This window comes from Fictibacillus phosphorivorans (assembly GCF_007673525.1).
Taxonomy (GTDB): domain Bacteria; phylum Bacillota; class Bacilli; order Bacillales; family Fictibacillaceae; genus Fictibacillus; species Fictibacillus phosphorivorans_C.
In genome coordinates, this window is sequence record NZ_VDZU01000001.1 from 944866 (window position 1) to 961192 (window position 16327).

Consider the following 16327-nt stretch of genomic DNA (forward strand, 5'->3'; position numbering starts at 1 on the left):
ACCAGATCTTCCTCAGATCTGGTTTTTTGCTTGGTCAAATAACGTTTCCATCGCAAAGATAATTAACGGGTGTGTTTCATCCATTACTTTGTTGATCTCAAGCCGCTCTGTCCATTGATGTGCATCCTTACCGAGTGGACCAATGTTAATAACCGGAATATCAAGTTCTCTCATATCATCAAACGGAATATGGTAGCGAGATCCTAGTAATGGGAAGTTACTTGTGAAAGATGAAAGATCACGAGAATCTCCATGAAATCCAATATAGCTCAAGTCAGATAAGCCACTAAAATAGTGGACATTCACGAGCTCGCTGTTGAACGTGTGTTTCGCATGACTGACTACCATATCTGATGTGGCTTTAATCAGCGGGTGGTCGCTTGAACATACGGCTGGATAAAAAGGCGGTGTGTAGAACAAGACGATCATCGGAGAGATGTCTCTGCAAAGACTTGCTAACTCAAATACATATTGTATCGTCAGCTCTCTTTCATCCGCATTCGGATTGTTCGTCTGAAGCATGTTTTCTCTGCGATCAAGTTCTTCTTGTCCATATTTAGTCACGGCGTGTTCATATAGTTCATTAAAAGTAAGTACTTTAATACTTTCTTTTTTCGGCGTGAACGGTATGATTTCAGAGACATTTTTGCTTCTTTCAAAGAGCCGGTCCTCTAATCGAAGGGCTGCGCTTTTTGCGCTTTTTATTAACATATCCGTAATATCCGATAGCGATCGATTAAAGAGCATAAGATTAAACAGTGTTACAGCCGCGTGTGGTATCTGGACAGAGTAGTGATCTTTTAAATCTTTTTGAATCAAGTTCGTTGGTACAGGAGTAGCCTCCTCACGAAACTTCTCTACATAATCGACGTTCCATTCTAGTTCTCTCGTAATCTCAGCAGCCATCACATTTCCGTTCATACCTGCTAGTGGCTCACCTACATGTGTCTCCTTACCATAACAAAGAAAACCAGGAAGAATCTTGCCTGTTGATCCTGTATACATATAGGAAGAAGTATCACCTGGGTATTTTGTGAAGCTTGGTTCTCCGTTCAAACATGTGATGTATTTTATATCATACTCCTCTTGAAGCTGCCGTAAGACACTGACACCCGCAAGCATTCCTTCAGAATGAACTTCTTCATCCGGAACAGAAATCATGAGTACGTTTCCTTTAAAATGACCGGTTGTCGCTTTTTCGATCATCGACATATGAAGAGCGACCCCAGCTTTCATATCCATGATGCCGCGACCGAAAAGCCAATCGCCGCTATTCAGGTCATCTTGAACAAAAGTATGCAGCAGCTCTTTGTTCTCGATAATCTTTTCAGTCAGTTCTTCTGGGCGAAAAGCGAGATGCTTCCATTCACCAAAGTCGTCTACGGAAACAACATCAAAATGGCTCAGCAGAATAATGGTTTCTTTAATCGAAGGATCATTCTGTACAAACGCAGTGATCAGTTTTCGACCATCTGGAAGAGGATGATGGCGAACGTAATCAGGATGCTTAGTGAAATAGTCTAGTGATGAGAGCGTATGGTGCAGATGTTCGGCCATAAATAATTCTCCATCATGATGGGTGATGCTAGGGATCGAAACTAGGTCTTTTAATAATTTCTTATATCCCTCTTTTGTTTGCCACTTTAACATATGTGTACCTCCTAGATGTATGTCTTTGTTACCTATACTCTTCTTTCCCTGTAAATCCTTCTTTAAAAAGTTTCTTGGAATGTATTGACAGATAATCGAAATAAATGGTATATGTGTATTATAACGAGTAGTACACTTAGGACAAAAGGGGTGTCAGCATGATCACTGTAAGGAATCTATCTTATGCATTTAAAATTGGTAAGAAAGAAAAAGAGAATATCGTACCGGTTCTGCATCATGTCGATCTGCAAGTAGCTGAAGGTGAGATCGTAGCGATCGTAGGAAGAAGCGGATCAGGAAAGTCGACTCTATTAAACCTGATTTCTGGTTTTATTAAATCGCAAACAGGAGATATCACGATTGATGGACAACAGGTAAGCAAATTGTCTGAATCAAAATGGGCTGAATTCCGATTAGAGCATCTAGGATTTATTTTTCAAAGCTTTCAGTTGATTCCTAGTATGACAGCCTTTGAAAATGTAGAGCTTCCATTAGTATTAAAAGGCGTTAGCGAAAAAGAGAGAAAAGATCAAACGATGAAAATGTTAAAGAAGGTTGGATTAGAGAAGTACCAAAGTCATTATCCGGGAGAGCTTTCAGGAGGTCAGCAGCAGCGCGTTAGTATAGCCCGGGCATTAATCCTGAATCCTCCTCTTATTCTAGCGGATGAACCAACAGGTAGTCTTGATTCTGAGAACGAAAAAGAACTATTAAACTTTATAAAAGAATTGAATGAAAAAGATGGTATTACGTTTTTAATCATTACACATGACCATGAAGTAGCTTCGATTGCTCATCGAAAAGTGGAGATCAGAGACGGTTACTTAAGAGAAGGGAGCAAGCTTCATGAAGTTCAAAGATAAACATCGGTTCGTAAGAAGTAATATGAAAAGAAACAAGACTCGTGTATGGATGACAATCCTGGCATCTACGATGGGGTGTGCCTTTTTGATCATGCTCGCCTCTGTAGGCTTTGCGATTCATAAGACTGCGGTAGATGATGTGATGAGTTATCGATTGATGAACGAGATTGAAATACAGAATGATAACGGTCCTTTGGTTGAGGAAGACGTGAAAAAACTCCAAGATATTAAGAATGTTAAAGCGGTTAGTCGAAAGAAATATGTACCTGCGAGCGAAATGACCCTAGGGGAATACACGGTATATGCTGAAGTAAACAGTGTAAATATGCCTTCTGAGAGAAAAGCGGGTTTGCAACTTGAAAAAGGGAGAATGCCTAAGAGTAAAAATGAAATTATAATCGGACACCATTTTGCTCAAGAATTAAGAAAAGAGATGCCAGAAAACTTTACAGAAGGAATGAGTGACGAAGAGGCACAAAAGGAGATGAAGAAATTTGCTTATGACGGAGATTTATTAAATCAAACATTAACCTATCATATGAAGGTAGATAATCCAGACATCAAAACAGAAACACAGATAAAAACGGTACAAGTAAAAGTTGTAGGAATTAAAGAGAAACCAAAAAAAGAATGGATGACTGACAGTTCGGTAATGATTACAGACGATCTTCATAGTGAAATTATGCCTCTATTAACTGAAATAGATCCTGAACTTAAGAACAGTGATGATTCTTACACTTCTGTCAGAGTATATACGTCTTCAGCCGAAGATGTTAAAGAAGTGTCCGAAAAGATTAAAGATAAAGGATATCTTACTTATTCTGTTGTTAGCGAACTAAAAGAACTGAACATCTATTTTACATTGTTTAAAGCAGGATTAATCTTTATCGGTGCTATCGCTGTACTTATTGCTTCTATTGGAATTTTTAATACGATGACGATGGCTGTTACGGAACGCTCCCAAGATATCGGAATCATGAAAGCGATCGGTGCTACACCAAAAACGATCAAGCGCATCTTTCTTTTAGAGAGTGGATACATCGGACTATGGGGAGTGGGATTAGGAACCATTTTAGCGTATCTCATCAGCTATGGAATCAATTTCGCTCTTCCTATCATCGTTGAACAGTTTATGAACGAAAAGCCACCAGAAGATTTCATTTTGTCTTATATCCCGTGGAGCCTGACTGTAATCGCTGTTACGATCTGTATGAGCGTAACTTTACTTTCTGGTTGGCGGCCAGCAGCTAAAGCCACCACTGTTGATGTATTAAAAGCGTTAAGAAGAGATGTATAAAAAAGCATCAGCCGAAATTAAGTAATCGGCTGGTGTTTTCTTTTTGTATAAGCAATCAAAACGGATTAGCTCTTTTTAGAGGATAACTCTAAACCAAAATCGAAAGGGATATAACAGAGGAGTGAATGAGCATATGAAACAGAACAGCACAAAGCAAATTATTGCCATGGGAGGCGGAGGCTTTTCCATGGAGCCCGAGAATAAACGGTTAGATCGGTATATTCTGAAGCAGAGTACAGCTGATCGACCTCGCATTTGTTTTATTCCTACAGCAAGCGGTGATGCGGATGGTTATATCGAACGATTTTATAAAGCTTTTCAATCTGAAGATTGTGAACCTGCACATCTTTCACTCTTTTCACCACCTGAACATTTGGAGAGTTTTGTAGAGCAGCAGGATATTTTTTATGTAGGTGGTGGCAATACAAAAAATCTTTTAGCGCTATGGAGAGAATGGGATCTAGATGTTCTTTTGAAGAAAGCATATGAAGATGGAAAGATTTTAGCGGGACTCAGCGCGGGATCTCTCTGCTGGTTTGAAGAAGGCGTAACCGATTCCTTCGGTCCATTGGCTATGCTAGACTGTTTAGGCTTCATCAAAGGAAGTCATTGTCCGCATTATGATGGAGAAACAGAGCGAAGACCTGCTTATCATAAACTTATCGAAAATGGACTGAAAGCGGGATATGCTGCAGATGATGGAGCGGGACTGCATTTTGTGGATGGCGAACTGCATACCGTTGTCAGTTCAAGGGAAAATGCGAAAGCCTATTTGGTAGAGTTTGATGGAGAGAACGTGAACGAGCAGGAGATTGAGACACTTTTTTTAAAATAAAGGTTTAAAGTTCTGATGATTGGGCGGAAAATGTACTATTCGTTAATCATCAGGAGGTAAATCGCTTTGAAAAAAATAGGAACAGTTTTGTTCTATATGATGCTCGTACTCTTACTCGCATCATGTGGTAACAAAGATAAAGAAAACGAGCATAAAAATCATGATATGGAAGAGTCCAAAGCGCAATCTCAAGCTGCATCTAGTAAGGTGAAAGGCGGTTCATATATCGTAAACCTTGTTAATGCAAAAGGAGATAAAGCAGGAGAAGCAACGTTAACCCAAACCGGAGATGGGGTAAAGGTCGAAGTGAATGTAACTGGGGTAAAGCCAGGTGAACATGGCATTCATTTTCATGAAACAGCAAAGTGTACACCACCGGATTTCAAGTCTGCAGGAGCACACTTTAATCCTACCGAAAAGAAGCATGGATTTCTGAATCCGAAAGGACCACACGTAGGAGATATTCAAAATGTGAAGGCTGATAAAAGCGGAGTCGTAAAAGACGAAGTTCTATCCAACCTCGTGACACTTTCTGAAGACAGTAAAAACTCTCTTTTTGCTAACGGTGGAACATCACTAGTTATCCATGACAAGGCCGATGACTATAAAACAGATCCAGCAGGAAATTCGGGAGATCGTGTGTTGTGTGGGGTAATTAAAAAGTAAGGCTATTATCCTGTTGGTATCGTTTTTGCAAGTACCACTAAAACAAAGCTGGCACCTCATCATAATTGATAAGGTGCCAGCTTTTTTTAACTTCCTGTACTCGTAAATGCCTTCAGCCCTCTATTCCAAAACCAGTAAGCAATGATGCAAGAGACAATTGCGACAACAGGTGTTAAGAGAGCCATTCTTTCAAACCCTGAACCTTTAATAAAATAAGCTGCAGGATAAAAAGCAGTAAATCCATAAGGAACAATCCATGTTAGGAAGTGACGGATTCCTTTATGATAGATCGTTAAAGGATAACGAGCAAAATCACTTAAATTAAAGATTGTCCATACAATTGGCAGACTGTCGACCATCCAAAACGACAGAGTCGCAAAGAAGAGGTTGATTGCGACGAAAATGAAACCTGATGCGATAATCATGACAACAAGTATAAAGAATTCCAGGACACCCCAAGAGATGCCTAAGTGTGGCATTGCTGTACTGATGACGATAATCCCTATGAACAACTGACCAAAACCATCTTGCTGCAATCGGTCTGCGATAAAATGAAACAGAGGATTGATCGGTCTGATCAAGAGACGATCGAATTTTCCTGGTCGAATATACTGCCAGCCAAGCGTCCATAGATTATCAAAGAATATATGATGGATGGAACGGCCAGTAGCAGCAATTCCGTAAATAAATAAAATTTCATAAAAGGTCCAACCGTTTAAGGCATGGATATGATCAAAAACAATTTTAACGAAGAAAATTCCTGCGAACTGCTGAAGCATAACAGAGAGGACACCAAGTAAGAAATCCATCCTGTACTCCAACATGACTTTTAAGTTTTGTTTGCAAAATAAGTAATATAATTTCACATATCGTGATAGCATCAGCGTCACCTCCTAACCTCCAAAAATAGTTACCTTTTTTATTGCGATTGTCCATAACACTCTTAATAAGACAAAGAGTGAAACCGCCCAAAATACTTGTGATCCGAGCGCCAGCCAAGCTTCTGTTCCTGAGAGGATGCCAGTGTAAATCGCAACTGGTACATAGACCATCGCTTGGAATGGTAGAAACAGACTTATTGTTTGAAACCATTCTGGAAAGAGAATAAGCGGGACAAGCGCACCAGAAAAAAAGGAGATAACTGCTTCTTTCATGACTTGCAGACCCCAAAGATTTATCGTCCAAAATGCTAGAATGGCAATCAATAGATCAAAAAAAGTACCGATCCAAATACCCATAAATGCACTGATTAAGAATAATAGACCGGCTTGCCATGTAGTTGGCAGTGTGATATCCATAAAAATAAATGCGAGAATGCTTAAAGGCAGAGCCCCACGTACAAAATGAATAATTTTATCACCTAGATCCATAGCGACCAAACGAGTAATCAAGTTGTAAGGCCTCATCAATTCTATCGCAACATTTCCATCTTTAATCGTATGGGCCAATTCCTGACCTACACCTGAAACAAACATCTGTAAAAACATAGCGATAATGATGTACGTAATCATCCCGTCGAATGGCAGTCCTTCAATCTCTGTTCTGCTGCTGTAAACGGCTTTCCAAAAGAAATAGATAACAAGCATCCGGAGCAAAATAGAAAAAGTATTAGCCCAGAACCATGCTGAATAGGCAGCATGTACTTGCATCTGCACTCTAGCAAACTCAATGTATTTCCTCATGCTGAACCTCCTTCTTCATGCCTCTTCCATATATTTCTTCTACGATGGTTTCTATCTTGGCATCGGCAATGGTTAAATCAGCAACAGAATAATGGTTCATCATCGTATGGATGACTTCTGCACCAGAGATATGTTTATTGCTGAATGATAGGGATACAAGATGTGGTTCTTCATCGCTTTTTGGAAGTACCTCTGTTATGTCACACAAGGTTTCCGGCAAAACAAAAGAATCAGCAGCATCTTCTAGTTCAAAATGAATTACGCGCTTATCACCGAACTGTGATTTGATATCTTGGATAGACCCATCATAGATCACACTTCCATCATCGATGATGATGATTCGCTGACAGATCTCTTCGATGTCCTGCATGTCATGAGTGGTGAGAAGCACAGTTGTGCCGTATCTAGCGTTCATCTGTTTGATGAAAGCACGAATTCGAACCTTTACAGCTACATCTAATCCGATTGTAGGTTCATCCAAATAGACTACTTTTGGTCGGTGTAAAAATGCAGCAGCAAGTTCACAGCGCATCTTTTGTCCTAATGAAAGCTGTCTTACAGGGATACCAAGCAAGGGTTCTAAATGAAGTACTTCTACGAACTCTTTTAAAGTCTCTTCATATTGTGCTTGAGGAATCTCGTAAATGTGTTTAAGAAGCTCATAGCTTTCTCTGACCGGAATGTCCCAGAATAGTTGTGTACGTTGACCGAATACAGCACCAATATGACTTGCATTCTGTTGTCTGTTCTCGTAAGGGATGATGCCATTTACCTTAACCTCTCCTGAAGTTGGAGTGAGAATGCCTGTTAACATCTTAATCGTAGTAGATTTCCCAGCACCGTTCGCACCAATATAGCCAACCATCTCTCCAGCATTAATATGCATGTTGATCTTCTTCACAGCTTTTTTTGTTTCAAATTTCCTATGAAACAATGATTTAATGGCTCCTCTTAATCCAGGATCTCGTTTTGCAATCTTATAATGTTTTTCTAAATTTTTTACGACGATCATAATTGTTCTCCTTAAAAATGGACACAAAAAAACCACAGACAAATACCTGCGGATGTGTGTGCATATGTAATTTTTTGCTCACCAAAAAAACACGCCAGGTTATAAATCGAAGGGATATGAAGTTAGTTTGATTGTATGATAGAAATCCACATGTTATCCTTCTCCTTTTTGAAAACGGTTGCACTAAGTATACCGAAAACAACAGAAAATGTAAAATATATCCTTGTTTTCAGATAGAAAGCGCTAGTTTAACGAAATCAAGCTTTGGGAAAGTAGAGCTAATGTAGACGTTTTTAGGAAAGGCTCTGTTTTCTAGAAAATTGTTGTATCTATCTTTTGTGTTTTTCTTCTTTGAATATTGATTGAAGTGTAAGATGCGAGACTCCTGCGGGACAGGTGGGCAGGTGAGACACTTAAAAGTGAAACGTACGAATGTGGCTCACCGCCTGCCCCGCGGAAAGCGAGCATCTGAAACGGAGATCAATTACTACAGAGAGCAACATGATTAGAAAAACAGCCTTATTAAAGGAGAAAAAGGAGGACGAACATGTACGATTACAATGGAGTTACAGATTCTTGGATGGCTTATTTAGGTAGATTGCCAGATTTGCTTCTCGCTATTTTAGTTTTATTAATTGGTTGGCTAATCGCCTCATTGGTTGCAAAAGCAGTAAAAAAAGCATTACACAAAACAGATTTTGATAACAAAGTCTTGAAGTGGATGAAACCTGATACCCATGAAGATCAAGTGCAACAAACCCGTACAAGCAAGTATTCTTCTGAAGAAGTAATTAGTAAGGTTGTATTTTGGATTCTAATGGCAGTAGCCATTGTTATGTTTTTGAACATGCTCAGTCTTCCGTACGTCGCACAACCAATATCAAATGCTTTAGGTGTGATTGCGGCAGCGATTCCTAATTTACTAAAAGCTGCACTAATCGCGGCAGTAGCTTGGTTGATAGCCTCTGGTTTATCGATCCTAGTTAAAAAGTTAGGTCAGAACACCAGATTTGAAAGGTTACTACACCGTTGGAAACTGACTCGTGATCCTCGTCAATCTGACAAAGCTGTTCTTTCTGCATCAAAAGCAGTATTCTACCTCACATTGTTATTGTTCCTGCCAGCTGTGTTATCTGCTTTAGGCATTGAAGCCATTTCTGAACCATTAGAAGGTATGCTGACAGGCCTCTTCGCATTCTTACCAAAACTGCTCGGAGCGGCAATCATTCTTTTTGTAGGGTGGTTGGTTGCTAAAATCGTTAAAGAGATCATCGTTAACTTCTTAGCGAGCATTGGTACAGACCGATTAGCTTCAAAACTTGGTGCGGATCGTGCACTAGAAAAGACATCTCTTTCTCAGATCATTGGAACAATCGTTTATGTATTTATCTTAATTCCAGTTGTTATTTCAGCTTTAGAAACGCTTGATATCAATGGGATTTCAGGTCCTGCCATCGGTATGTTAGGTCAGATCATGGACATGATTCCGAATATTATTGTTGCCATCCTTTTAGTAGCTGTTGGATTGTGGCTTGGCAAATGGGTGAAACAAGCAGTTACATCATTATTAGAACGAGTTGGATTCAATGGCATCTTCTATAAGATGGGCCTTGGTTCACTTCATAAAACAAATCAGACGTTCACGATCTCAGAAATGATTGGATATGCGGCTCAAGTCGTTGTTGTGCTGCTGTTTACGATTGAAGCACTTCAGCTCGTTAAGCTAGAGAGCTTAGTAAACATACTATCAGTTGTACTTGCGTATATCCCGATGGTGTTAACAGCTGTGTTGATACTAGGAATCGGTTTTTATGCTGGAGACCTTGTGAAACGTGTTGTTCAAAGTATGATCAAACAACAAACAGAAGGAAAACTTCTTGGCAATATCGCAAAATATACGATAATCACACTAGCATTCTTTATGGCTCTTGATCAGCTTGGAGTAGCGAAAACAATCGTAAATGCTGCATTCATCCTCATTTTAGGTGGCTTTACGATTGCGTTTGGTCTAGCATTCGGATTGGGTGGCCGTGAAGCGGCTGGACGCACGCTGAATAAATGGAGCCGTAAGATGGAAGAGACGACGATTCAAAGTCCAGACCCAGCAGAATGGAAAGACAAGACGAGTTTAAAAGATTTCCGAACAGATTCTTCTAAACCGGAAAGCAATCTTATAGACGTAGAAATAAATAAACCACATACGATTTCAAAAGATCGTCAGTTCGATCATTTAAATACACCTAGTGATGAATTTGGTATAAACAATAAACCAAAACGAAATGAGTAAATAAACTATAGAATGAAATCGGCTCATAGAGGTGAAACTATCCCTTTATGAGTCGTTTTTAATCTGTTTTGCAGTTGTACTTTTAAGACATTGCTTATTAGATAGGATTATAAATGAGGAAAGGAGTTAAACAGTATGCTACTTGCCGCCTTTTGGGGAGGAATAGCAGGTTCTGCTGTACTTCTAGGATGTTTTACAGCACTAGCTTTTCGTATTCCTAAAAAATGGACAGCTTGGATTATGGCATTTGGAACAGGGATCTTAATTGGTGCGGTCTCTTTTGAGCTTTTGATCGAGGCAGTAGAGCAGAGCAATTTAATGGTTACATCCGCTGGCTTCATTCTAGGAGCAGCGATCTTTACCGGTATCAATAGTTTACTTGCTAAAAAGGGTGGACATGAAAGGAAGAAGTCTGGCGATAAGAAAACAAAGGGTGTAGGAATGGCGATATTTCTGGGAACTTTGTTAGATGCCATTCCAGAATCTGTGTTGATAGGTGCAAGCTTGATTGATCACAGCAAGGTAAGCTGGCTCCTAGTAGTGGCCATTTTCTTAAGCAACTTTCCTGAAGGGCTTTCAAGTTCAATAGGGTTGTTAAGAGAAGGATTCTCTCGTCGGAAAATTCTTGGAATGTGGCTTTCTGTTTTTGCTATTTCTGCACTCGCCGCTTTTCTTGGGTATCTCTTGTTAGAGAATGCTTCTGTAGCTTCACTTTCGTTGATTGGTGCATTTGCAGGAGGTGCCATCATGGCGATGGTAGCGTCTACCATGCTTCCTGAAGCACATGAAGATGCGGGGGTAGCTGTTGGCTTTATTACTTCCTTAGGACTTTTATGTTCGATGCTTCTGACTCATTTATCATAGAATGCTGCTAAGGCTAAGATTATATTAAAAAAAAGCTGCTAAAAGTAAGTTTCCTTACTTTTAAAACAGCTTCTTGATGTTTAAAGCTTGAACCAGCCTCTAGATTCTAAATCTTCAGAGTTTCTCTTCTTGCGCTTCTTTTTCTTCCAATGATCATGTGTTGAGGAAGACTCTTTGCACCAGCTAGAAGATGAAGAAGAAGATGATGTTGAAGATTCTTTTTTGCACCACAGTACAGAAGAACTGGAGGATGAAGAAGATGACGAAGATGAAGATTCAGGTTTACACCATACAACTGATGAACTTGAACTTGAAGAAGATTCTGGCTTGCATTCTTCTTTCTTTTTGCAGCAAGGCTTTTCTTTCTTACAGCATAAGATTCTGCAGTTGCTGCTTTCGTCGTCACCAATTTCGCCTGCTTGCGTAATAAAGTTGATAGAGCCGATCGCGATAATTACAAGTTCGTCGTCTTCTACTACTTGAATGGATGTGCGGTTAACACGAGTTAGTACGCCTTCCACTTCACCATCATCGTCACTTCCGTCATTCACTCTTACTTTACAGTTGATCAGCTTTCGTAAGATGCTTTGGAACGTATCATTACAGACCTTTTTACGATCCGTGTTGCAACAGTTTCTGTCAGTTGCTACTGATACAGATCTTACATTATTTAAAGGAAAGTAAAGAACCTCTCTGTCATCTGTCTTGATTGCTATAAAGTCTCTTCCAACACAGACGAGTTTGCCAGACTCTTCTACATCTTCCCCTGCTCTGACTGTAACGTGCTTACATAATAAATTAGCAAGCTCTCGAGGTGAGAGTTTGTGTTTACAATTCAAAATATTGCCTCCTGGTAATGGTATTGACTATTTCTTGTCCATGCATTATATGTAACAAGTTTTGAAAGTGCATATGACACTTGTCTATATATATAAGTTTTAAAACTAATTTTTTTCGTTTTAGTATGTGTTTTGATGGATATAGGAAGGGATTTCTAAAAAAAATTATTTAAATTTCACCCAAATCCAATTTTTTGTATATAATGATTGGAAAGAAGAAAAGAGGAGGGATTGTAATGAAGGGAACTCGATATAAAAGTACTCAATTCCTTACAATTCACCTTATTCGAAAGAACAGATGACATTTTTATTGTCATTTGTTCTTTTTTTGTACCCCGTTTTCTTTATGTGTATGAAGAAGGAGGAAAAAGCAGATGCGATATAAAAGAGTACTGATTAAATTAAGTGGTGGTGCGCTCGCTGGCGAACAAGGATCAGGTTTTGATCATCTTTCTTTAAACCATATTGCAAAAGAAGTGCTATCTGTTCTTGAAAAAGATATTGAAGTGGCTATCGTTGTAGGCGGAGGAAATATTTTTAGAGGGAATTTAGCAGAGTATTGGGGCATTGAAAGAGTTGAAGCTGACCAGATCGGAACGTTAGGAACAGTCATAAATAGCTTGATGCTTAGAGGGGTCCTGAAAAGTAAAATAGACCAAGAAGTAAGAGTGATGAGCTCTGTACCGATCAGTGCTGTAGCAGAACCTTACATCCGATTAAGAGCGGTACATCATTTAAACAAAGGATATATCGTCATTTTTGCTGGTGGCAATGGTCAGCCCTATGTGACGACGGACTATCCTGCAGTTCAAAGAGCGCTCGAGATGAACTGCGATGCCATTCTCTGTGCAAAGCAGGGAGTAGATGGTGTGTATGACAGCGATCCTAATCGGTTTAAACAGGCAAGGAAATATGCTACTTTGCACTATGATGAGGCTATCAGGAACAATTTAAAAGTCATGGATCAATCTGCTCTCATTCTCGCTCGTGATCATGGATTGCCGATCCATCTCTTTGATTTTAATCAAGAAGGGTCGTTTCTGAAGATATGTAACGGTGAAGATGTAGGCACATTCATCAGTCACAACATAGAAACAGCTCTTGTGTAAATTATTTTTAAAAAACTGATTTCGTATTATCCTTTGTTGCTTTTGAGAGTAGTTGATTTCTGTTACAGATGCTCGGTTTCCATGGGGCGTGCGGTGAGCCTCCTGTATAGTTGCAGTGACTAGCCCCTCGAGGTCAAAAGAAACGGTCAAGAAGGCAAGAGCGCCTTCCAAGCCCATTTACCTTTTGCTTGTCGGGGCTGAACGAGTCACTTCCACTTTTCGGACTGCCGCTTTGCGCCATTAGGAGTCTCCACCTGACCGCTCGTCCCATAGGAGTCTCGCATCTTTTACTTCAATCAACTTGTCAATGAAGTAAAAAGCAAAAGAAACAATATGTTTTGGTTTTGCATAAAGCCTCTAATGTTGGTTACATTAGAGGCTTTTATAATGATTATCAAAAAGTATTCCGGTCAAGGATTGGAATGCTTTTTTGTATATTTCCATTCACCTCATCTCATATTAAGAAGTAGAAAAGAGGTGTGAGTCTTCATGATGAAATGGTTTAAAAAGAAGCCGAAAGAGCAGAGTCATACAATTGATCTGTCTGACAATACGTATAGCGATATTAGAGAGCTTGTGGATAATGCCAAGGAGTCTGCTGATTTTATCCATTATCCTCAAAAGACGGTCCATCACCACATTTACATTTCTTATTATAAAGCGATGATCGATGGAGAACTGCTTCATCGAGACCTGCTTCCATATTTAATACATAGCAAAGATTTTAAGAACATCAAAGATTTAAAAGATATATTACCGATCGAGAGTGTTACGATCACAAATGATATAAAAGAGATTCAAAATAAGCTATTACGTGGTTTTATCGTTGTTCAACTAGGCGAATACGATGAAGAATGTGCAGTCATTCGTGCCGAGAACTTTGCAACAAACCGTCCAGTATCTGTATCTGAAATTGAGTTCTCCGTAATAGGACCGAAAGAAGCTTTTATTGAGAACTTAGATAGTAATCTGTATTTGATCCGAAGAAGATTGCCCGTTCCTGAACTTCGTTTTAAAGAAGTCGTTATTGGAAAATTTTCCAAGACACGTGTTATCATCGCCTATTTAGATGGGGTTGCTGAAAAAGAGAACCTGAACACTGTGATGCAGCGAATAAAGGATATTGAACTGGAGGTCATTCCGGATAGTTCTTATTTAGAGCAGATCATATCCGATAATACGAAGTCAGTGTTTCCGCAACTCATAACGACTGAACGACCGGACAGGGTTGTAGCGATGTTAAACTATGGCCAAATCGCGATCCTCTCAGAAGGTTCACCACAAGCTCTCTTAGGACCTACGGGCATCTCAGAATACTTTGCATCACCAGAAGATTATTATCTGTCATGGCTCTTAGGTTCATTGTTCCGGTTCATTCGCTTTATTTCAGTTATTTTCTCAACCTTTGCAACACCGCTTTATGTAGCCGTACTAACTTATCATTATCAGATGATACCTAAAGATCTATTAGCACCTTTAATCTCGTCGCGCGTGAACATTCCGTTTCCACCTATATTGGAAGTATTGTTTCTAGAATTGACGATTGAGCTGTTGAGGGAAGCGGGAGCTCGTCTCCCTACGAAAGTTGGTCAAACACTCGGTATCGTTGGAGGTATTGTAATCGGACAGGCATCGGTAGAAGCAGGGCTAACGAGTAACATTCTTTTAATAATCGTATCACTATCTGCACTGGCATCATTTACAACACCGATTTATAAAATGGCAAATACGATTCGAATCCTTCGTTTTCCATTTATCTTTTTTGCCGCACTTTGGGGCGGGGTGGGAATCGTATTGGCGATGTCATTTATTCTTGTCCATCTTTTGCGACTAGAGTCTTTAGGCAGACCTTATCTACAGCCGATTTATCCGCCTCGCTTGTTAGATATGACGGATACCATCTTCCGACTGCCATACAACCGACTATTAAAGCGTCCGATCTCGTTAGGAACGAATCTGCCATCTAAAGACAAAGTGAAAGAAATGAGAAAGAAAAAGGACATTGACGAATGAAAAAAAAATATAGGCTTTGTATTCTTTTTCTCATCTTTATTCTCGCAGGATGTGTACCAAAAGAGATCATTGATGAAGTCCAGCTTATACATGCGATAGGCTTTGACAAAAAACCAGATGAAAGTATTCAGGGTACCATTACTTATCCAGTGTTTAATATGGATGGTAATGTTCGAGTTGAGACGTTAACAGCAGTATCTCACACGAGTCGGTTTATCCGGTCGAAACTAAATACGCAATCTCCTAAGACACTTACGACAGGACAGCTGCGTGTGGTGTTGTTCAATGACCGCTTTGCAGAAAAAGGAATTATCGAGATCGTAAATTCCCTTTACCGAGATCCTAACGTAGGAAATCGACTTTTTCTGACTGTAGTTAATGGCAGTACGAATGAACTTTTAACGAAGAAGTATACCGCTTCTGCTCTTCCATCCATGTATTTAGCCGATTTGCTCGATCAGAATATTAAGAGTGAGAATTTGCCAAAAACGAATCTGCATGTATTTCTTTATAGCTATTACGGTGAAGGTATGGACCCGTTCTTACCGATCGTAAAAACGCATAAAAAGTCAATTCAGCTAGAAGGAATAGCTCTCTTTAATAAAGATAAGTATGTTGGAAAGCTAAATCACCGCCAATCTTTTGCGTTTAAAGTTCTTCTGGACGGATCTAAATCAGGTAACTATGAGGTGGAGGTCAAGAAAGAAAAAAGGAAGGGCCATGCGGTTATTCGTAATATTAAAGGAACGACAACCTATGATATAAAAAAAGTGAACGGAGTTCCCCAGTTTAACATAAAGATGAAGATTCTTGGAGAGATTCATGAGTATCCGCATTGGTTAAATCTTGAACAGCCAGCGAACATTGCCCTTATTGAAAAAACGTTGAAGAAACAATTACAAGATGAAGCACAAGGTATTGTGAAGAAGTTTCAAAAATTAAAAGTTGATCCACTGGGCCTAGGAGACCAAGTACGACGAAGAGAAAAAGGTTGGGACTATCAAGTTTTTAAAAAGCAGTATCCTTCTATGAAAATTAAAGTATCAACCGAAGTAGATGTAGTAGAAACAGGAGTTATTGAATAATTTATATAAGCAGCTTTCTGTTTAATATGAAAGCTGTTTTTTTGTATCCTCCTTTCTGCGGACAAAAAAATAAAACCATCGCGAATGTTTATATGGTTATTCCTTTATAGGGATAACGAGTTAAA

14 protein-coding genes are annotated in these 16327 nt (G+C 39.4%); 9 read left to right on the plus strand and 5 right to left on the minus strand.

Going from position 1 to position 16327, the window contains the following annotated elements; all coding sequences use genetic code 11:
• Window positions 1-12: 12 nt before the first annotated feature.
• Window positions 13-1650, minus strand: coding sequence for a M20/M25/M40 family metallo-hydrolase (locus tag FS458_RS04475; RefSeq protein WP_144698208.1), 1638 nt, complete (start codon window positions 1648-1650; stop codon window positions 13-15).
• Window positions 1651-1808: 158 nt separating this feature from the next.
• Between FS458_RS04475 and FS458_RS04480 the strand changes: the two genes are divergently transcribed.
• The 4 genes from FS458_RS04480 (at window position 1809) to FS458_RS04495 (ending at window position 5311) form a co-directional block, all read left to right on the plus strand.
• Window positions 1809-2513 (plus strand): ABC transporter ATP-binding protein, encoded by a 705-nt coding sequence (locus tag FS458_RS04480; protein WP_144698211.1) that lies wholly within the window; start codon window positions 1809-1811, stop codon window positions 2511-2513.
• A complete protein-coding gene (locus tag FS458_RS04485; RefSeq protein WP_144698213.1) occupies window positions 2497-3810 on the plus strand; it encodes an ABC transporter permease in 1314 nt (437 codons plus the stop codon). Before FS458_RS04480 ends, FS458_RS04485 begins: the two co-directional genes overlap by 17 nt.
• Before the next feature lie 133 nt (window positions 3811-3943).
• Window positions 3944-4645, plus strand: coding sequence for a peptidase E (locus FS458_RS04490; RefSeq protein WP_144698215.1), 702 nt, complete (start codon window positions 3944-3946; stop codon window positions 4643-4645).
• Window positions 4646-4711: 66 nt separating this feature from the next.
• Window positions 4712-5311: a superoxide dismutase family protein gene (locus FS458_RS04495; RefSeq protein ID WP_144698217.1), complete on the plus strand. Its 600-nt coding sequence runs from the start codon at window positions 4712-4714 to the stop codon at window positions 5309-5311.
• 86 nt (window positions 5312-5397) lie between these two features.
• On the opposite strand, the gene FS458_RS04500 is transcribed toward FS458_RS04495, so the two are convergent.
• Genes FS458_RS04500 through FS458_RS04510 form a run of 3 tightly spaced genes read right to left on the minus strand, consistent with a single transcriptional unit; the run spans window position 5398 to window position 8005 of the window.
• Window positions 5398-6192, minus strand: coding sequence for an ABC transporter permease (locus FS458_RS04500; RefSeq protein WP_231607356.1), 795 nt, complete (start codon window positions 6190-6192; stop codon window positions 5398-5400).
• Window positions 6193-6204: 12 nt separating this feature from the next.
• Window positions 6205-6993, minus strand: coding sequence for an ABC transporter permease (locus FS458_RS04505; protein WP_144698220.1), 789 nt, complete (start codon window positions 6991-6993; stop codon window positions 6205-6207).
• Window positions 6977-8005 carry an ABC transporter ATP-binding protein gene (locus FS458_RS04510; protein ID WP_144698222.1) on the minus strand — a complete coding sequence of 343 codons (1029 nt, stop codon included), beginning with the start codon at window positions 8003-8005 and terminating at the stop codon, window positions 6977-6979. The genes FS458_RS04505 and FS458_RS04510 overlap by 17 nt, the downstream gene beginning before the upstream one ends.
• A 547-nt stretch (window positions 8006-8552) precedes the next feature.
• Here FS458_RS04510 and FS458_RS04515 point away from each other — a divergent pair.
• Both FS458_RS04515 and FS458_RS04520 read left to right on the plus strand, forming a co-directional pair.
• Window positions 8553-10292: a mechanosensitive ion channel gene (locus FS458_RS04515; RefSeq protein WP_144698224.1), complete on the plus strand. Its 1740-nt coding sequence runs from the start codon at window positions 8553-8555 to the stop codon at window positions 10290-10292.
• Window positions 10293-10427: 135 nt separating this feature from the next.
• Complete coding sequence (locus FS458_RS04520) at window positions 10428-11156, plus strand: ZIP family metal transporter (protein WP_144698226.1); 729 nt, start codon at window positions 10428-10430, stop codon at window positions 11154-11156.
• Between the two features lie 80 nt (window positions 11157-11236).
• On the opposite strand, the gene FS458_RS20555 is transcribed toward FS458_RS04520, so the two are convergent.
• Complete coding sequence (locus FS458_RS20555) at window positions 11237-11995, minus strand: hypothetical protein (RefSeq protein WP_186320445.1); 759 nt, start codon at window positions 11993-11995, stop codon at window positions 11237-11239.
• A gap of 374 nt (window positions 11996-12369) precedes the next feature.
• Between FS458_RS20555 and pyrH the strand changes: the two genes are divergently transcribed.
• The 3 genes from pyrH (at window position 12370) to FS458_RS04540 (ending at window position 16202) form a co-directional block, all read left to right on the plus strand.
• The gene (gene pyrH / locus FS458_RS04530) at window positions 12370-13104 is read left to right on the plus strand and encodes a UMP kinase (RefSeq protein WP_144698228.1); all 735 of its coding nucleotides are present in this window, start codon (window positions 12370-12372) and stop codon (window positions 13102-13104) included.
• A 489-nt stretch (window positions 13105-13593) separates the two neighbouring features.
• A complete protein-coding gene (locus FS458_RS04535; RefSeq protein ID WP_260858373.1) occupies window positions 13594-15117 on the plus strand; it encodes a spore germination protein in 1524 nt (507 codons plus the stop codon).
• The gene (locus FS458_RS04540; protein WP_144698230.1) at window positions 15114-16202 is read left to right on the plus strand and encodes a Ger(x)C family spore germination protein; all 1089 of its coding nucleotides are present in this window, start codon (window positions 15114-15116) and stop codon (window positions 16200-16202) included. Before FS458_RS04535 ends, FS458_RS04540 begins: the two co-directional genes overlap by 4 nt.
• Window positions 16203-16327: the final 125 nt, after the last annotated feature.